Origin of the sequence: Oculatella sp. LEGE 06141 (assembly GCF_015207605.1) — a bacterium.
Classification (GTDB): Bacteria; Cyanobacteriota; Cyanobacteriia; order Elainellales; family Elainellaceae; genus Oculatella.
This window is the reverse complement of the sequence record NZ_JADEWO010000003.1, coordinates 225,484-244,202: the sequence shown is the minus strand read 5'-3', so window position 1 is coordinate 244,202 and position 18,719 is coordinate 225,484. Positions and strand designations below refer to the sequence as shown.

At 52.0% G+C, this 18,719-nt stretch carries 17 protein-coding genes; 8 read left to right on the top strand and 9 right to left on the bottom strand.

Annotated elements, in window-relative coordinates:
• Window positions 1-2: 2 nt before the first annotated feature.
• Window positions 3-494: a GNAT family N-acetyltransferase gene (locus IQ268_RS04060; RefSeq protein WP_339383490.1), complete on the top strand. Its 492-nt coding sequence runs from the start codon at window positions 3-5 to the stop codon at window positions 492-494.
• 22 nt (window positions 495-516) lie between these two features.
• Here IQ268_RS04060 and IQ268_RS04055 read toward each other — a convergent pair whose 3' ends face one another.
• A complete protein-coding gene (locus IQ268_RS04055) occupies window positions 517-1,374 on the bottom strand; it encodes an IS1 family transposase (RefSeq protein ID WP_193875786.1) in 858 nt (285 codons plus the stop codon).
• 382 nt (window positions 1,375-1,756) lie between these two features.
• Here IQ268_RS04055 and IQ268_RS04050 point away from each other — a divergent pair, with 382 nt between their 5' ends.
• Window positions 1,757-2,071 (top strand): DUF3288 family protein, encoded by a 315-nt coding sequence (locus tag IQ268_RS04050; protein ID WP_193875784.1) that lies wholly within the window; start codon window positions 1,757-1,759, stop codon window positions 2,069-2,071.
• Between the two features lie 15 nt (window positions 2,072-2,086).
• Here the strand turns inward: IQ268_RS04050 and dacB are convergent, their stop codons facing one another.
• From dacB to IQ268_RS04030, 4 genes are all read right to left on the bottom strand, one after another.
• Window positions 2,087-3,547, bottom strand: a complete 1,461-nt coding sequence (gene dacB, locus IQ268_RS04045; RefSeq protein ID WP_193875782.1) for a D-alanyl-D-alanine carboxypeptidase/D-alanyl-D-alanine-endopeptidase — start codon at window positions 3,545-3,547, stop codon at window positions 2,087-2,089.
• On the bottom strand, window positions 3,544-3,918 hold the full coding sequence (locus IQ268_RS04040; RefSeq protein ID WP_193875780.1) for a hypothetical protein: 375 nt from the start codon (window positions 3,916-3,918) through the stop codon (window positions 3,544-3,546). The genes dacB and IQ268_RS04040 overlap by 4 nt, the downstream gene beginning before the upstream one ends.
• A gap of 147 nt (window positions 3,919-4,065) precedes the next feature.
• A complete protein-coding gene (locus tag IQ268_RS04035) occupies window positions 4,066-5,322 on the bottom strand; it encodes a PrsW family intramembrane metalloprotease (RefSeq protein WP_193875778.1) in 1,257 nt (418 codons plus the stop codon).
• Between the two features lie 85 nt (window positions 5,323-5,407).
• Window positions 5,408-7,618, bottom strand: coding sequence for a hypothetical protein (locus IQ268_RS04030; protein WP_193875776.1), 2,211 nt, complete (start codon window positions 7,616-7,618; stop codon window positions 5,408-5,410).
• Window positions 7,619-7,743: 125 nt separating this feature from the next.
• Here IQ268_RS04030 and IQ268_RS04025 point away from each other — a divergent pair, with 125 nt between their 5' ends.
• Complete coding sequence (locus IQ268_RS04025) at window positions 7,744-9,333, top strand: glycoside hydrolase family 57 protein (protein ID WP_193875774.1); 1,590 nt, start codon at window positions 7,744-7,746, stop codon at window positions 9,331-9,333.
• Here IQ268_RS04025 and IQ268_RS04020 read toward each other — a convergent pair.
• Window positions 9,318-9,455: a hypothetical protein gene (locus IQ268_RS04020; RefSeq protein WP_193875772.1), complete on the bottom strand. Its 138-nt coding sequence runs from the start codon at window positions 9,453-9,455 to the stop codon at window positions 9,318-9,320. The two genes, IQ268_RS04025 and IQ268_RS04020, sit on opposite strands and share 16 nt — an antisense overlap.
• A gap of 54 nt (window positions 9,456-9,509) precedes the next feature.
• On the opposite strand from IQ268_RS04020, the gene IQ268_RS04015 reads away from it, so the two are divergent.
• Window positions 9,510-10,298 (top strand): tryptophan-rich sensory protein, encoded by a 789-nt coding sequence (locus tag IQ268_RS04015; RefSeq protein ID WP_193875770.1) that lies wholly within the window; start codon window positions 9,510-9,512, stop codon window positions 10,296-10,298.
• A 6-nt stretch (window positions 10,299-10,304) separates the two neighbouring features.
• On the opposite strand, the gene IQ268_RS04010 is transcribed toward IQ268_RS04015, so the two are convergent.
• The 3 genes from IQ268_RS04010 to IQ268_RS04000 all read right to left on the bottom strand — a co-directional run bounded on the left by IQ268_RS04010 (window position 10,305) and on the right by IQ268_RS04000 (window position 15,001).
• Entirely contained in the window at window positions 10,305-11,441 is a 1,137-nt protein-coding gene (locus IQ268_RS04010; protein WP_193875768.1) for a CO2 hydration protein, read from the bottom strand.
• 6 nt (window positions 11,442-11,447) lie between these two features.
• Window positions 11,448-13,016, bottom strand: coding sequence for an NADH-quinone oxidoreductase subunit M (locus IQ268_RS04005; RefSeq protein WP_193875766.1), 1,569 nt, complete (start codon window positions 13,014-13,016; stop codon window positions 11,448-11,450).
• A 107-nt stretch (window positions 13,017-13,123) separates the two neighbouring features.
• Entirely contained in the window at window positions 13,124-15,001 is a 1,878-nt protein-coding gene (locus IQ268_RS04000) for an NAD(P)H-quinone oxidoreductase subunit F (protein WP_193875764.1), read from the bottom strand.
• Between the two features lie 845 nt (window positions 15,002-15,846).
• Here IQ268_RS04000 and IQ268_RS03995 point away from each other — a divergent pair.
• The 4 genes from IQ268_RS03995 (at window position 15,847) to IQ268_RS03980 (ending at window position 18,712) form a co-directional block, all read left to right on the top strand.
• Window positions 15,847-16,155 carry a carbon dioxide-concentrating mechanism protein CcmK gene (locus IQ268_RS03995; protein ID WP_193875762.1) on the top strand — a complete coding sequence of 103 codons (309 nt, stop codon included), beginning with the start codon at window positions 15,847-15,849 and terminating at the stop codon, window positions 16,153-16,155.
• 106 nt (window positions 16,156-16,261) lie between these two features.
• Window positions 16,262-16,603: a carbon dioxide-concentrating mechanism protein CcmK gene (locus IQ268_RS03990; RefSeq protein ID WP_193875760.1), complete on the top strand. Its 342-nt coding sequence runs from the start codon at window positions 16,262-16,264 to the stop codon at window positions 16,601-16,603.
• A 7-nt stretch (window positions 16,604-16,610) separates the two neighbouring features.
• Window positions 16,611-16,910, top strand: coding sequence for a EutN/CcmL family microcompartment protein (locus IQ268_RS03985; protein WP_193875758.1), 300 nt, complete (start codon window positions 16,611-16,613; stop codon window positions 16,908-16,910).
• An 83-nt stretch (window positions 16,911-16,993) separates the two neighbouring features.
• Window positions 16,994-18,712 (top strand): ribulose bisphosphate carboxylase small subunit, encoded by a 1,719-nt coding sequence (locus IQ268_RS03980; protein ID WP_193875756.1) that lies wholly within the window; start codon window positions 16,994-16,996, stop codon window positions 18,710-18,712.
• The last annotated feature ends 7 nt before the right edge of the window (window positions 18,713-18,719 follow it).

The following is an 18,719-nucleotide window of genomic DNA, read 5'->3' as shown; positions in this document are numbered from 1 at the left end:
AAGTGGGAGCACCAGAGTTATTGATTCCGGGATATCGACTGCGCGGCGGATCAGGGTTAGACCGGGCGCTGCTGGTTCAGTTTATGCAGCGCACCTATCAAGAGCTATATGGCGATCGTGCCTTAGCCCATCTGGCGCAAACGGTTGACCAGTACCTATCCGCCGAAACCCCATTGTGGTGGGTAGAGCCAGACCAAAACAGCGGCGATCGCCTTCAGCGGCGGTCACCGATTGGCTGTTTGTGGATCGGTACAGCGATTGATCAAGTTGAGGGCGATCGCCATGCCCATATCTTTTTGCTATATGTCAATCCAGCACATCGGCGGCAAGGAGTGGGGGCGGCGCTCATGCACTGTGCCGAAACCTGGGCAAAGCAGCGAGGCGATCGCCAACTGGGACTACAGGTATTTTGTTCAAATCGACCCGCTTTGAAGCTATACACCAAACTGGGATACCAACCGCAGTCGCTATGGATGACCAAACCGCTGATTTAAGCTCTTGACTGGGGCGATCGCGTTACCGTTTCGTTCCAAACCCTTTAGCGCTGCGTCTGCCAGCAGGCTTGACGGGTATGGGTTCCGGTTCGTTTTTCGCAAACTGATGCCCGCAACTTTGGCAGCGATATTTTGGCTTGCCGCTACGCCGCCCGTTTTTGCGTACCTTAGCAGACGTACACTTCGGGCAAACGTCTGTTTCTAACGGTGCCGGGTTGGGTGGGGGCGCAGCGGGTTCTGTCTGCCCATGCAACCCAGATTCAAGCGTGTGCGCTACCGATTCCAGGTAGTGACCCACCGAGCCAAACCAGTGGGCAACGGGATCGCTTAGCGGCTCATTTGTTGCGGCTGAATCTGCTGAATCTATAGCCGTTGGTGATAGCAACTCTGGTTCAGGAGCGGTGTTCTCGGACTCTGCCCCTGTCTCTTCGCGATCGCCTGCGCTCCTATGCTCCAGCGGTTCGTGCAGATCGTTAACCAGTACGTCCACACTGGGAACGACCCAGTTAGGGTCGGGTTGGGGAATCTTGGGCGGCGGCATCACCAGCGGCTGCGGTGCAGGATAGGTTGCCTGTTCAGCCTGATCGGTTAATTTGCTGATGCGATCGCCAATGCTTTCTGGAAGGACATAAATGATGGGTAGCGTAGTCGGCTGGGACACAGCCGCACGAATCAAAGCTTCCGCATGAGCCGATGGGTCAACCGATGGCTCCGGATCGGCCAGCGGCTGAGACGTGTTCTCCTGAGCAATGGGCACCCACGGTATAGACCTGACCGGGGTTGGCTCGGTCAGATGTTGATATCGACGTGCATCCCAAATAGGAGGCACAAAGCGAATGGAGCGAGCCATCCGCCGATAGGGTTCAAGGTGATCTACCACGGTTCCGAATGTCCTATGCTTAGGTGAAAGATTGGCATACCAGCCGATTGCGAAGCGCTTCCCGTCTGAGTTTCAGGCACTTGTGTGCTGTAATATAACAAACCGGACTTGGGCTATAGGCGAACTGTGTCTGGATTTTAGTATTCTTAATAGTTGGACAAACTACTTAGAACGTCTATCCATTCTGCAAAAGCCGATAGAACGACAACGCTATATCTGGAAGCATCTACCCCATTCACAACAGCCGTTGGTTCTTGCTAGCGATCGCCATCTCAGCCAAGTTCCAGCTAAATTTTAGGGAAAGCAGATAGTAAAGTCACCACTATCAGGTACGCTACTAATAGCGGTGGTTACGTACAACGGTCAACCTTCAAATGGCGTTATGGCTGATTCTGCAAACCGTTCAATCAACTCCAGTTCTAAAGATCAACATCATCCCCAGTGGAGCGACGATCGCCAAACGTTGAATAGCCTCCTGAACAGCGAACCAACCGACTTTAACCTGGCCGAGTTGGCACGTTTGCGGGTGCGGTACTGTGGCTTTCCGGGGGCAAGGGATATTCAGACCGACCTGGACAAGATCCTGAGCCAGTGGCAGCTCACAGAAGACGCTCTGTTCACAAAAACTCGGGAAATCCACCAAACCATTCAGGTTTACAAAGGCCGAGGCAGACGGCAACGCGAAGACTGGAGTTAGCGAGTTTCAAAGCCGTTAGCATGACCGGAGTTGGGCTAGCAGCAACACCATTTCATCGATCGCCTGTCGCACCTCACGCACGGGTTGTTCAAACTGGTTCACCAGAATGCTAAACACCAGCGGTGAATAGTGAGTTGGCTGCAAGTAACCCGACAAAGCTGCAACTCCGCTCATGGCTCCCGTTTTTCCATGCAGATTACCCTGAACGGGCGTGTCAACAAACCGATTGCGGAGCGTGCCGCTGATGCCTGCGATCGCCAACGAGTCTCGATAGATGGCCGCATTGGGACTATCCGACATCACTTGTAGCGTCTGGACAACGGCCTCTGGACTCACCAAGTTATGGCGTGATAGTCCCGAACCATCGACCAGTGCATAGCTCGCAGCATCCACACCTAGCGTCGTTAGCGTGTCTTCTAACGTCATAAGGCTGGCGTTCAGGGTCGATGAATCAGCCGTTGCTGTCCCTAACTGCCGCAATAGCGCTTCTGCATAAAGATTATTGCTGTCCTGGTTGGCGTCTACTAACACCGTTGCCAGCGGAGGAGAGTCGATCGCTGCAACCTCGCGGCTGGGTATTTGGTCGGTCTCTGCCTCTAGCTGTATCTGAGCCACATCAATTCCTACGGCAACCAGTGCCCGCCGAACGTGCTGAGCGAAATGGTGAATGGGGTTGGGAACGGCAACCGATACAGAGTCAGGTTCAGAACCCGTCTGGAGTTGCCCGAATACGCGCAACACAGGCTGCGTCCCACCGCGAGACATTTCAACCCACTCGGAACTCGGTGGCTCTACCGTAATGGATTGGTTGTCCACTCGCCAGTCGAGCGCTGCGGTTGGGTCGTCCCAAACCAGACGCAACGGCTGACCTACGGCCTGCGGCACCAACCTGAAGCCGATCGCATTTTCATTCACGATCAGGCTGGTGACCGGCGCACCATATCCGGCCTGCACATCTTCCCATTCCCAGTTGGGATGGATGGCATCCCCTCGAAAGTAGCGATGATCGAGGATCAACCGATCGATGTGCGTGATGCCGCGATCGCGTAGCTGCCGTGCTAGATGCTGTAGCTCAAGATCGGTAATGCTCGGATCGCCCCGTCCCAGCAGGTGTAGCACCGTCAAACCAGATGGCTGATCTACAGCATAAATCGACGTGCGAATTTGAAATGAAGCGCCCAGACGAGTCAGCACTGCTGCGGTTGTTAACAGTTTCACCGTCGAGGCTGGAATAAAGTAGCGATCGCCTTCGCGGCTGTAGAGCGTTTCTCGTAGCGACAAGGGTGCTGCTGTTTGGATAAAGATTCCCCATCGAGCGCGTTGAAACGCCGGACGATTGGCGATCGCCTCAATCGAGCGGCTCAACTCGCTGGCACAAATAGGTTCAGCGGGATCTGATTGTGCCCGAACCAATCCAGACAGCCCCACCCACTGCACACCGACCAGCAATGCCCCCAGCACCAGCCCGGATCTCAAATTTTTTCCTCTAGGGGCTTACAAAAATCGCTCACCCCTGTCTTGAGGACATAGATGACTACAGGAGTCGCCAGCAACGGCGGAATCGTTGTTTCCGCGGCCAGCAGTTTAATGGCTTGCGTCATTGAGCCTGCCGCTAAAGCATCCTTCATTCCGGTTTGGCACAGAAAATAGCGCCAGCGTTTCGCTAACCCATCGAGCCACTGATCAGAGCGGTCGGGTTCTTGTCCTGCTTGAAGCGCCAGGGCGATCGCAGCATCTTCAATATCGCCCTCACAGTCTTCGATCATATCCAGCGCTTTCAGGGCTGCTGCATTGTCCGCCAGCTCAGTTCGATACTGCTCAATCTCATCTAGAGTCACTCTGATCATGTCGCCAATTTGGTACCCATCGGGTGGTATTGATAACAGTTTTCATTCAGTATCTCCAGGTTCAGGGATACTAAATGTCAGCTTTGGAACCTCTGCCCTTTACTCTATTGAAACTTAACCATATCTCTGACTCGGTTGCATGAAAGATTAGGGTCTCTGTTTTAGCTCTTGCCAGTCGTATTCAGCTTGCTGCATTTGACGCACCATCTCCTTACTGCGGCGAATATAGGCTGCAAACAGCAAAATGGTAAACCCAATAACGAGTAAGCCCAGGATGCTGCCCGCAAACGAGTCATATAAGCCGTGTAAAATAGCGGCGATCGCCACACCAATCAGAAGAATAGCCCATTGCCGGGAAGGGTTGATTGCCGCCAGCCCAATGAAATACCCGACAATGCCCGCCAAAATGGCATGAAATAGCGGTAGTGAGACAAACCGAATGGTGTTTGCCACCACAAATGCCCCCAGGCCAATCTCGCCACGGGTTAAGCCCAGCGCGTACAGCAACGAGTAGGTAACGCCTTCAGCGATCGCAAAACCCAACCCAGACATCGCACCATAAAAGGCCGACGTTAGCGGATCGTGGAGCTTACCCAACCGGAGCAAAAACAAATAGACAGGCAAAGCTTTACACAGTTCTTCTAAAACACCGACCCCCAGCACAAAGCCGAACATACGAAAAATAAATCCGCCTCGGGTTGCACCATACAGCACTCGAAACGGCGGCACCTGCTGCAACATCAGCAATAGAGGAATACCAATAAATACGGTAAATAGAATGCACTTCAGGGTATCTTGCCAGGAAAATTGGCGAGGCTTAATCAAATGGTGCAGCACAACGCCCCAAATGCAGGCATAGTAAATGCCCAACAGCCATGCTGCCTGTGCCAAACTAGCCCAGTCTGAAACGAGATCCACCAGCAACGGAAAGAGCGCAAAAAATAGCAGCAGTTTGACCGTAGCGTTTTGATACAGCTCGCGACCCAGGACATCTTGATACGGAAAAACAGTAGCCAGGCGAAAGGAACGCAACGTCACCCAAAAGGCAGCAGACTCTGATTTAGAGTTCACCCCTGCGTCCTCATTGGCGATCGCTATCAGGTTGGCATCTTGCCCCGGAACAAACTCTTGATACCACGTCGCCGTATCTTCTCCGGTGCGTTGAGCATACACCTTAACTCGCTGAATAGTTTGAGGTTGAAGGCGGCTAATCTGCTGATGCAGAAATTGGATAAACGCCTGTTGCTCAAGCGGACGGGCTGATACCAGCAAAATCTTCAGGCAGTTTTCCCGCAGCAGCAGTTTGGCCTCCACTCCCCGTGGCTGTAGGCTGCGGTTGAGTAATGTGGCGATCGCACCAGGATCTCCCTGCCGAGCAAGTTCAAACAAATCAGGCTGAGCCATATGCGGATGGATGACCCTGGCGTTGCACGTTCATTCGGTTGCAGTCTACTTAGAATAATCTACGAATGCGTAGGGCTATGCGGTACTAAGAGTCCCGATTTAAGACCACCGAAGCCTGAATTTCCTCTGGTTGGGAGGCGTTGGGGGGTGTCCAGTAGAGCGCATCCAGCGTCACGGAGGTGGCCTCAGCCGGAATGGTAAAGTTGCTGCGAAAGGGAACTGTTTGCCTGGGGTTGAGTGTCGAGAAGTTGATGCGATCGATTCGCTCGGTCAACAATTCTGGGTTTTCAGCCGAGGCACCGTTGTAAGACACATTCAGCGCCTCAATCGTCTGATTTGTATGGTTCGTAACGCAACCAATGATGTAAGCTTCCTCTGAGCCTTCGCTACCCTGGCTAAACTGCACATTCGTTAATTCAACGGGTTGAGACTCCGCCGTTGCTGCCGCACCGCGACAGGAAATATCCGATGATACGGTGATGGTTGTGGTTGGAGCCGCCGTTGCCACGGTGGGTGCCTGGTTAACTCGTTGCTCTGCTGTAGACAAATTTCCGCGATAGGCTGTCAGGCGTTGTTGCGCGGTGCCATACTCTGGACTCGCTTCCGGCACCGTCTCTAATAGTGCGATCGCTTGCTGCCACTGGCTCGCCACTAACGTCCAGTCGTCCACCGACTGAGCCGCCTGAGCCAGCGTTGTGGCGTTGGTGGCTCTCTCAGCAGCGACATCCAGAGCTTCCGATGGCGGAACGTTGGGTGTAGAGGTGTCTGGGGCATTCGCCGCTGCAACGGGGACAGGGGATTGTTCAACGGGCGGAGCGATCGCTTCTGGTGAGTCCTCAGGGATCGGTTCGATTGGCCGAGGGTTGATTAACTCCATCCACAGAGCCGAACCAATCAACACAGCAATCCAGCCCCCCAGCACCAGCAAGGCTAGCAACAACCCAAAGGGAAACCGCTTGCGCTCCGATCGAGTCGAGACTGGCTCGACAACTGGCTCCTCAACAGTGGGATCGAGAGAGTCTGTCCGTTCAACGTCATTATTCAAACCATCCGGGGCTGATGCAGTTGAAATAACCCCACCCTCGAGATGATTACCGGAAAGAGGTTCATTTTCATACTCAGCAGACAGCGAGTAATCAGAGTCATCCCGGTAGTGGTTTGAGGAATCATCCAGGTCAAAAAACTCGACAGAAACGGGGTCGGAGTCTAGCTCATTCGGTTCGTCAACCACAAACTCGCGAGCCGCATGACCAACAGGCACATCTGCTGCGTCCCCGCCTGAATCAGACCAGGCCTCAACCGGGGGCGGCACGACTTCAGCTTCCGGTGAGCCTGCCGCTGGGTTTGGCTCGATGGCCGAAAATGTTCTGTAATCGTCTAACAGCGTTGGCTGTTCCAAATCAATCGCCCCGGCAGGCTCCTCAACAGGCGACTCAGCGGTTAACGAATGCACCGATTCAGATTCGGGAGGCACCCCTACCGCAGATGTATCGTCGGGCGACCAGGCTGCATCCGTTGGCGTAGTCAGTTCAGCTTCAAGCGGGTCAGGCTCTAAGGTCTGCTCGATGTCAGGGGGTTCAGTAACGGGCGGTTCAGTAACGGGCGGTTCAGACGAAGCATTCCAGTCATCGCGATCGCCCTCAACAACACTCTCAGCGGAGTATGGTGCGGATAGTTCATCTGTTAGATTGGGCAACGGCTCGGCAGGCCGTTCTCCAGACGGTATCGGTGCTTCTAAATCGAAGTCATCCCATTCTGAAGCAGGGGCGATCGCCTCAGCCGATGGCTCAGAGGGTAACGACGGAGAAGATAAAGACGGCTCTGGCGGTTGCTCGATCAGGGTCTCAAGCGAATTGATTTCATCCTCATCAATGGTGCGATCCGAAGCCTGGTAGTCTGGATAAGTATTGTCCTGAATGATCGTTTCGGGAGTTGGCTCAGCTTCTAAGGGGGCGGTGGGTGGAGACACTGCAACATCGCTGCTGCCCACCCCGTCTGTAAACGGCGCAATTTCTAATGCCTCCATCCAGCTTGGCTCAGTTGCTCCTGTTTGATGAGCCACAATGTCTACCGTCCGAACAAATTGAGGTCGCAGGTTATTAATGCCGTTTCGAACAAATGTTGTGAGAACTTGACGATTGGGCACCTGATCGGCTGCAAGCGCCACCTGGAGCCGATCGCCTTGCCGTGCAACCGTAGCCACCATGCCCCTTGGCTGGAGCGAACGATTCATCAGTGTGGCGATCGCTTGGGGATCACCTTGCCTTGCCAGTTCCAGAAGATTCGGCTGAGTCATAACTGGTTTATATCTTCAATCGTTTCGATTAACTTTTGCTTTACAATCTTGGCAACGGCTTGACCCGATCCCGCCCGATGATGGCTTGGTTTTAGCCTGTAGTCTTTAGCCTTATTCTCCAGCCTATGAGTATTGGATATCTTGCCCTCGTTCTCCATGCCCACCTGCCCTTTGTTCGACATCCAGAAAGCGACTATGTTTTAGAAGAAGAGTGGTTGTTTGAGGCAATAACCGAAACATATATCCCACTGCTCCAGGTCTTTGAGGGATTAAAACGGGACGGGGTTGACTTCAAAATAACCATGAGCATGACACCGCCGTTGGTGTCAATGCTGCGAGACCCATTGCTGCAAGAACGCTACGATGCTCACCTTGCCACATTAGAAGAATTGGCAGAGATGGAGGCTGAGCGCAATGTCCATAATGGACATCTTCGTTACCTAGCAGAATACTATGCCAATGAGTTTAACAATGTACGCAATTTATGGGAGCGATATAACGGCGATTTAATCACCGCATTCAAACAATTTCTGGACAGTAATAATCTCGAAATTATCACCTGCGGCGCTACTCATGGCTATCTGCCCTTAATGAAAATGTACCCGCAGGCCGTGTGGGCACAAATTAAGGTAGCCTGCGAACATTACGAAGAAAGTTTTGGCCGTCCACCGAAAGGCATCTGGTTACCCGAATGTGCCTACTTTGAGGGACTGGAGCGTATGCTGGCCGATGCCGGGTTGCGCTATTTCTTAACCGATGGGCATGGTATTCTCTACGCTCGCCCGCGTCCTCGCTTTGGAACGTATGCGCCTATTTTTACAGAAGCAGGGGTCGCCGCCTTCGGACGAGATCACGAGTCGTCGCAGCAGGTTTGGTCGTCTGAAGTGGGCTATCCCGGTGCATCCGAGTATCGAGAATTCTATCGAGATTTGGGCTGGGATGCTGAATACGAATACATCAAGCCTTACATCATGCCCAACGGACAGCGCAAAAACACGGGCATCAAGTACCACAAGATTACGGCGAAGGGCATTGGCCTGAGCGACAAAACCTGGTACGACCCCTACTGGGCCCGCGAAAAAGCGGCAGAGCACGCCAGCAATTTTATGTTCAACCGGGAACGGCAAGTCGAACATTTGCACGGCATTATGCAGCGTCCCCCGGTGATCGTTTCGCCCTATGATGCCGAGTTGTTTGGGCACTGGTGGTACGAAGGCCCCTGGTTTATCGACTACCTGTTCCGCAAAACCTGGTTTGACCAGCACACCTACGACATGACGCATCTGGCAGATTATCTGCAAATGCATCCGACCCAGCAGGTCTGTCGGCCTTCTCAGTCTAGCTGGGGCTTCCGGGGCTTCCACGAATATTGGCTCAACGAAACCAACGCCTGGATTTACCCGCATCTGCACAAAGCAGCAGAACGGATGATTTCTCTGGCCAGTCGTGAACCAGCAGATGAGTTGGAGTGGCGGGCTTTGAATCAAGCGGCGAGAGAACTGTTGCTGGCTCAGTCGTCTGATTGGGCATTTATTATGCGGACGGGCACTATGGTGCCCTATGCGGTTCGCCGGACGCGATCGCACCTGATGCGTTTCAACAAACTCTGGGAAGACCTGCTGCAAGACAAGGTCGATTCCGGTTGGTTAGAGAAAGTAGAGGCGATCGACAATATCTTCCCCGAAATTAACTATCGGGTCTATCGACCGCTGTAAGCCGAACCGCCAGATTGGGAGAACTCCTGTGGATCGCCCAACCTGGCGGAAATAGCGTTTAAAGGCGAGTTGGCAAAGGGAGGCGCTAAGCAAATGCGATCGCCTATCCAACTTTCTGGCAATGATGTTTGCCTGAATGAGAAGCATGATGGAGATATGCATCTCATCAGAGCCCTATGAAACCTTCCACTTCTCCATCCGGGATAGATGTCATTCGGCCAGCGGCAACGTTGATTGCCATCCTGGCGACTTTAACGGTCAATGCTTTATCCAACATTAATCCACCGTCCATTGGCGAGATTGCCAACACAGTTCTTGGTGGTGTGCAAATTACGCCAGCTAACTATGCCTTTGCCATCTGGGGACTGATTTATTTAGGGCTAATTGCCTACGGCATTTACCAACTGCTTCCAGCACAGCGCCACAACGCCACATTGCATCGGGTCGGCTATTGGCTGATTTTGGCTTGTCTCGCTCAAATTGCCTGGGTTTCCCTCTTCACTCGGCAACAATTTTGGCTCTCGGTGTTAGCCATGCTGGTCATCTTAGGGTCACTAATTGGCGCTTACCTGCACCTCAGAACAGGACTGGGGCGATCGCGACAAGAAAGGTGGTTGGCGCACATTCCCTTTAGCATCTATTTAGGCTGGATTGCCGTTGCCACAATTGTTAACGTTGCCTCCGCTCTTTACGATTCTGGTTGGAACGGCGGCATGAGTCCCGACGTTTGGACGATCATTATGTTAGTGGTCGGAGTGATCGTGGCCGCGATTGTGATCCTGCAACGGGCTGATATCGCTTTTACGCTGGTGTTTGTCTGGGCTTACGTGGCGATCGCCGTTCGGCAGGCCACCGTACCGCCGATCTGGATTACAGCCGTTCTAGGGGCGATCGGCTTAACGATCTTGCTCCTGGTGAACCAGACCCGGCACAGACGGGTTACAAACCAAAACGAGTTGAACTAGCTTTTTTTAGCTGTCCTGGATGACCGTGAGTTGAGACGGAACTAATCGATCCATCCACTTTTCTAGATAAGTACGGTTGGCTCGTTGTTCTTCCGGGTTTGTAGTGTCTGCCGGGTGGGGCATCAATCCCAAGATGGCAGCCGTGGTTACGCAAAACATCGACTTTTGAAAACTCTGGCAAATCTTCACCCGCAGGTCGTCCTCTTCGCGCAATCCACGGCGATACACCTCATGCAGATACTCTGGCAAATAATGCGACATATCTTGCATGAGTTGGGTGGGTGGAATACCCGACCCGCCTATCGGTAGCGGATCAGCGTATAACGCCCCATAGGTAAAGTCGCTCTGGTCAAAGGGAATCTGGTTCGCTTGAGCGTTATACGACACGGTACCGGGGAATGGGGTTCCTCGAAAGAAAACGGCTTCAACGTAAGGCACCGCCGTATCGCTCAAAAACGTTAAGCCAGCCGACTCAGGAATAATAGGATAGGTTTGGTTATCAACCTTGACATGGTAGGTAATGGGCTGGTTAGCAGCCTCCACCAAACCATTGAGGATGTGTTGCACCACAGCCGGAATAGACTGAATCTCGCCCTGGTCGTAGCGATCGGACAGGCTCAAAAACATGTCGCTCATCACCCGCCAGAACTGACCCAAACCGCTGTAGTAGGTATACTGCCGCACTTGTTCCAGCAAAAAATCAGGAAAGAGGCGATCGAGACTCTGCAACAACACATTACCCTTAATTTTTGCTTGAATCACCGTTCTGGCTAAGGCCGTAAATTCAGGTGAATCCAGATAACCATCCAGGCCGCCGCCCCCGTGCCACAGCATGGTTCTCATGCAGTATTCGGCATACTCAAAGTTGATGCGATCATGCATCCAGTGACGGACGAGCCGAGCCCACGACACATCCCCATTGAAGTATTTGAAAAAGGGAAACAGCACCAAAAATTGATGCTCAGACGTATAGATCAGGTTGCGTGAATACGCATCCAGGACAACGCCGTAACTTTTGAGAATGCCCACCACCTCAACCACGTTTTCGGGTGAATCAGGCAAAAGAGCGTTTCCCGATTCTAAGCGATAAACGTATTCAGCTAAAGGATGCTTAGAAGAGCCAAGCTTACGCGTACTAACCATGACAACCTAATTTTCGATAGGAGCAACAGGAAGAACCGAAGGGGGAACAGCAACTGGCACGTTGGGAGCGTTGAGTACAGCAGCGATCGGCAAGCTCTCTCGCAAGGCTTTGCCCTGCCCATAATCGGTAACAAGAGTGGCGATTTGGGGTTCGCTCCACCGAATTAACCAGTTGGGCTGAATTCCCAGAGCGATGATTAGCAGAGCAAGAGCGACCGATGGTAAGCGATCGCCCCACTGCACGCGGGGCAAGTTGGCTAGCTCAACGGGCAATCGTCCAAAAAAGACGCGGTTAATCATGAGTAGAAAATAAACAGCCGTTAGGCCAGTGCCCACCATGCAAAGCAACGTCTGAACCGGAAAAATGGGGAAGCTGCCCCGGAAGATTAAAAATTCTGCCACAAACCCTACCATACCGGGAATGCCAGCACCTGCCATCACCCCAAGGATCATTAAACTACCTATCAGCGGCAAACCCTTTTCTGGATTGAGCAACCCCCGCAAGTAATTTACATCCCGGCTGCCCGTCTTTTTGGCGACCACCCCAACCAACAAAAACAACAGAGCCGAAATTAAGCCGTGGCTAACCATCTGGCAAACAGTGGCGAGCAAGCTGAGGCGAGTGGTGGCAGAAGCCCCCAGCAAAATAAACGCCATGTGCGCGATCGACGAATAGGCAACAACCTTTTTCATATCCTGCTGAGCGATCGCGCATGAGGCTCCATACAGCGCACTGACAGCCGCCCAACCCGCTAACCACGGAGCCAAGTAGACCCACGCGTCCAAAAATAGCCCAACGCCAAACCGCAACAGCCCATAGGTGCCAACCTTCAGCAACACACCCGCCAGCAAAACCGAAACAGGTGTCGAGGCTTCAACGTGGGCATCTGGTAGCCAGGTGTGGAGCGGAAAGAAGGGAATCTTGATACCAAAGCCTAGCAACAAACCAATCAATAAGATGGTCTGCGCTCCTAATGGCAGGGTTTGCGATCGCAACGGTTCATAGTCAAAGCTAGACACGCCGCTCAGCCAGACCACTCCTAAAAACGACGCTAAAATGAGAGCGCCTGAAATCGCGGTGTAAATCAAAAACTTGGTTGCCGCGTAGCCGCGCTGTGGCCCACCCCAAATGATGATTAAGAAGTAGAGCGGAATCAATTCCAGTTCATAGAACAAGAAAAACAACAGCAGATCTTGTGCTAAAAACGCGCCGCTAACACCAACATTTAGCAATAGAATTAGGGCGTAATAAAATCGTGGCCGCAAAATAGTGCGATCGCTGCTCCAGATCGCAATCACCGTTAGCAACGCGTTCAAACAGAGGAGCGGCAGCGATAGCCCATCCACACCCAGGTGATAATTGAGGCCAATAGTTTCAATCCAAACTAAGTACTCTGTGAACTGCATCCCTGGCTGGCCTGGGTCAAACTGGACACCTAAAACAGTAGTCCAGACCAGTAAACCCAGTGCTACCGTCAACGCCACCGGACGAGCAAGGCTAGTTGCCGGCTTATCTGGCAGAAGGCTAATAAGTATGGCTCCGACTAGGGGCACCCAGATTAAAACACTGAGCATTGCGGTCTACCTAACGTAAAACAACAGGTCAAGATCTAAAAACCAACACTTGAGAGAAAAACTTAGCGCAGCATTCACGCCGCTGTGGGCACGGCAACCTCGTTCGTTTAGAGCAGCGACCAGTTCATCGTCCACCCCATCGCCAGAAGAAACAGCAGCCCAATTCCCACCAGAATGGTCAAGACATACGACTGCGATCGCCCAGAAGAGCTGTATTTCAGACCTTCACCACCCATCACCGCCGCCAACCCAACCAGGTTCACAAACCCGTCCACAATGAAGCGATCGAACCAGGCCGTCACTCTAGACAACACGCTCACGGCTGAAACTACCGTCAGGTCATACAGGCGCTCAATATAGAAGTCGTAGGCGAGCAAATCTTGCACAAACCGAAACGAAACCTGTGTGGGGCGAACCCAGCCACCTCGTCGCAGTTGTGTGGTTGCCCCCAGGACGACCCCCACACCGCCTGACAGCACCAACAGCGGCAACGCCAGTCGAATCAGAAGAGTGTCACCATTCGCCAGGGGTGTCGTTGTGCTGAGCCAGAGAGACCACCGCAACGGCACCACGGGTGAAAGCAGCGTCATCACGGTCAGAGTCACCATTGGCAACGCCATCTGCCAAGCTACTTCCGGTGCCCGCCGCGTTTTAAGCTGTGGCTCTCCTAAAAAGACGAGACGAAAAACACGGGTGAACCCAAATGCCGTTGTTGCGTTGACAAATAAAAGAATCGCGAACAGCCAGGGCGATACCTGCCACAAGCCACTCACCCAACGCTGCACCGTCCAGAAGGTTCCCAGCGGCAGGATTACCACCAGACTGGCAGCACCAACAACAAACGCCATCGTCGTCGCGGGCATCCGCGACCACAGGCCACCCATCTCGCCCATGTTTTGATCGCTCACTGTCGAAATGATGGAGCCAACGCTCATAAACATCAGCGCTTTGGCGATCGCGTGGGTAAAAAGCAACATCAAGGCAATATCCACCTGCCCCAGCCCCACCGCAATAAACACCAGCCCCAAATAAGCGCTGGTAGTGTGGGAAATCGCTCGTTTAATGTCAATCTGCGCGATCGCCATCAGCGATGTACCGATTGCTGTCACCGAACCGATAATGATCAACGCATCAGAAGAGATAGGAGATAGCGTAAATACAGGCTGAAGTTTGATCAGAACATACGCCCCAGCCGAAACAACAATCGAGTTTCGCATAATCGACGCTGGATTCGGCCCTTCCATCGCCTCATCCAACCACAGATTCAGCGGAAACTGAGCACATTTGCCCGTCGGCCCAGCAATCAATGCCAGCCCCAACAAAGCAGACGTTAAAGGCGATAACGGGTACGTCTCTGACCAATCTGCCAGCTCAGAAAAGTTCAACCCCGCACCATAGCTTGAAAGCGCCACTAGCCCCATAAACAGCAAAATATCACCGACTCGCTTGGTCAGAAACGCATCGCGAGCGGCGGTTACTACTAGCGGCTGAGCATACCAGAACCCAACCAGAAAATAGGTCGAGAGGGTGAGCATTTCCAGCAACCCGTAGCTCAGCAATAATGAATCACTGAGGGCGATCGCCAGCAATGCCGCCTCAAAGAAACCCATCATGCTATAGAAACGAGCCAGCGCCCAATCCTTCTCCATGTAACCCAGGGCAAAGAGTTGTGCCAGCAAACTAATAGCGGTGACGATCTCCATTGCCCCCAAACTCACAGGCGAGATTTCGAGGGTTAACGTCAAATCCAAATCAGCCGCTTGCAGCCAGTGAAACACCAACTGCTGCGGCTCTTGTCCCCAAATCAAAATAAACGCCGCCGAGCCGTGAATAAACGACAAAACGGTTAAAAACAAATTAAAGTATGCTGCTGGTCGCGGCCCAGTTCGACGCACGATTCCAGTGGACCATGGCAGGGTCAGAATGGCACCTAACAGAGCATACCCAGGCACCCACCAGATTGTCTGGAGCAGGAACTGAGTCATCACGCTTATCCTTTCAGTTGTCAGAGTTAAACGAGTATTCGATTCAACTGCCTATCTCGTTCAGAACAGACTTCCAGCATCCAGCCCAAAGACCGAACTGGTAGATAGAGCAACCTATTAAGCCATGCAACCTCATCCGTGGCTGCAAGCAACCTAGCCTTAGTCTAATGCTCTATGTCCTCTCATAGATAGCGATTGACCAGCTACTAGAGGGACAGAGATACATCATTACAAGTTTTATTATTAAGAAAATATTAGCATCTCTCAACTGAAATTTAATCATGTGTCATTTCAATAATTTCGCCTAACCAATATTTAACAAAATAACTAAATATTGAGAATCATTTAAATTAAAAACCTTTGCCTATCAATGGTATGATCCAAGTCAATCCCTGCCAGGTTCTTTTGCCCTATCTTCCCTGATGTGATTGGCGTGTAAATCTCAGGGGTGCCCTTCAGAAATGCTCATCGCCTAACAGAAGGTTGGTTCATTGCTGCTAAATCCGCTAGGCTTAACGAAGGTCAATCAAGGCAACTTGGGTGCGTAAATTGAATTCAAAAGAGAGCTAGATTTCGACCAAAGCTGTTAGAAAGGCGTTGACAAAACGGCAGTAGTGATGCCATTTCACAGAACCAACTTAGTAGGAAGAGCTACTTTGCATAAGCCGGGTTTATAGCTATCATTAAAAACTATCATTTTACATTATATTGTCAAATGTAAGAGTTGCCATGTATTCTTAACATGGGAATTCTGAAGCGTTTTTCAAAGATAAAAATCGATATTCCTGTCGAAATCTTCAGGCAAGATTTTGAACCAGTTTATTCTTCCTTTATGGAGCTAGACAATGCCGATTGCAGTTGGGATGATTGAGACTCGTGGGTTTCCTGCGGTTGTAGAAGCAGCGGATGCCATGGTCAAAGCCGCACGGGTTACCCTGGTGGGCTACGAAAAAATCGGTAGCGGTCGCGTTACTGTAATTGTACGGGGCGACGTGTCTGAAGTTCAGGCTTCAGTTGCAGCAGGGGTTGAAACCGCTAAGCGGGTTAACGGCGGTGAGGTGATCTCAACTCATATCATTGCCCGTCCCCACGAGAACCTCGAATATGTCTTGCCCATTCGTTATACCGAAGCCGTCGAACAATTTCGGTCTTAACGATTAAAGATTGAGGCGAGCAAAGCAAGTTTGTTCACACTTTTTAGAGTAGGTTGTTAGTAATAGCAACGTTACGTTTTCAACTTAATTGGAAGGGAGAATTATAATGGCGATTGCAGTTGGGATGATTGAGACATTGGGGTTTCCTGCGGTTGTAGAAGCAGCAGATGCCATGGTTAAAGCCGCACGGGTTACCCTGGTGGGCTACGAAAAAATCGGTAGCGGTCGCGTTACCGTAATCGTACGAGGCGATGTGTCTGAAGTGCAAGCTTCAGTTGCAGCGGGGGTTGATAACGTTAAGCGAGTCAATGGTGGACAAGTTCTGTCTACGCATATCATTGCGCGTCCTCACGAAAACCTCGAATATGTTCTGCCCATTCGCTACACCGAGGCAGTTGAGGCATTCCGGGAGAGTGTGAGCGGCATCCGTCCGATCAACCGTCCGTAGGATTCTGATGCAAATTGCTAAAGTTTGCGGCACTGTTGTTAGCACCCAGAAGGAACCCAGTCTTACAGGCGTTAAGTTCCTCCTGGTGCAACTGCTGGATGAGGAAGGGCAGCCTTTGCCAAAGTACGAAGTCGCTGCTGATACTGTTGGGGCGGGAATTGATGAATGGGTTCTTGTCAGCCGTGGCAGCGCTGCTCGTCAGGTTGCTGGTAGCGAAAGCCGTCCATTAGATGCTCTAATTGTTGGCATTATTGACACGGTTAGTGTCGAGAATCGTCGTCTCTACAGCAAGCGAGATCAGGGATAGGTTTCTGCTGACAGCGTTGTCGCGTCTATGTTTTTTAATACAGCTACTTGCGGTATCGCTTTTCAGTCAGGAGAGAAGACCCTATGGTAGTCCGTAGCTCTGCTGCTCCGCCTACTCCATGGTCGAAGAGTTTAGCTCAACCCCAAATTCACGACACCGCTTACATTCACTCTTTCTCGAATATTATCGGAGAAGTTCACATTGGTGCGAATGTGCTAATTGCACCGGGAACCTCCATTCGAGCAGATGAAGGGAGTCCTTTTCATGTAGGGGATGGCAGCAATGTCCAGGATGGAGTAGTCATTCACGGTTTAGAGCAGGGGCGTGTCCTTGGAGACGACCAGAAGCAATATTCCGTTTGGGTTGGCCAGAACACGTCTATTACGCATATGGCGCTGGTTCATGGTCCGGCCTATATCGGGGATGACTGTTTTATTGGTTTTCGTTCAACGGTGTTCAATGCACGCGTTGGCAAAGGCTGCATTGTCATGATGCACGTCTTAATTCAAGATGTAGAGATTCCACCCGGCAAGTACGTTCCCTCAGGGTCAATTATTACCAACCAGCAGCAAGCCGATCGCCTTCCAGATGTTCAATCCATTGATGTTCAATTCGCCAATCACGTTGTTGGCATCAACGATGTGTTGCGATCGGGCTATCAATCGGCTGAAGACAAAGCGCGTATCACACCCGTTCATAGTTCGTTAGACCAACCAGCGAGTAAAAAAGGCTCCAACAACCATAGCCATCGTTTTAGTCAGGCAGAAGGGACTCTTATGAATCAAGACGTAGTTGAGCAGGTACGTCAATTGCTTGCTCAGGGATATCGGATCGGAACAGAGCATGCTGATACACGCCGTTTTCAGACCAGCTCTTGGAAGACCTGTTCTCCCATTCAAGCCACCCGTGAATCAGATGTTTTCTCAGAATTGCAGGCGTGTTTAGCAGAACATAAAGGCGAGTATGTTCGCCTGTTTGGCATTGACACTAAGGTAAAGCGGCGTGTCTCGGAGTTGATCGTGCAACGCCCTGGCGATCGCCCCGTTGAAGCATCACGCTCGTCCTCCGGCAGCTATCCATCCAGCAGCTACCCGTCCAGCAGCTACCCGTCCAGTTCGTATCAACCGAGCAGCAGTCGCAGCAGCCATTCTTCCTCCGGTAGCGGTTCACTCCGTTCAGAGGCTGTTGATCTCATTCGCAATCTCTTAAGACAGGGTCTGCGAATTGGCTCAGAACATGCTGATGTCCGTCGCTTCCAGACCAGTTCCTGGAAAAGCTGTTCTCCCATTCAGTCTACCCGTGAGTCTGATGTGATTGGCGCTCTTGAACAGTGTATGGCAGAGCATCAGGGCGAATACGTGCGCGTCTTTGGAATTGACACGCAGTCAAAACGGCGTGTTTCAGATCTGATTGTGCAGCGTCCGGGCGATCGCAATAACGGCAACGCCAGCGCTTCCCGTTCGTCTGAGTCTTCGAGACACTCATCAGATTTTAGATCCTCCAACGGTAACGGCCATGGCCAGAAACCGCCAGCACCGGGGAACCTCAGCCGTGAGGTGGTCAATCAGGTGCGCCAGTTGCTTTCGCAGGGCTACCGAGTTGCAGCAGAACATGCCGATTCGCGTCGATTCCAGACGAGTTCTTGGAGAAGCTGCGCCCCCATTCATTCAACACGGGAAGCGGATGTTCTCGCAGCCGTTGAAGCTTGTGCCAACGAAAATCGCGGCGAATATGTCCGCCTGTATGGAGTGGATACCCAGTCCAAACGACGGGTAGCGGAAACCATTATCCAGCGTCCGTAGCCCCGAT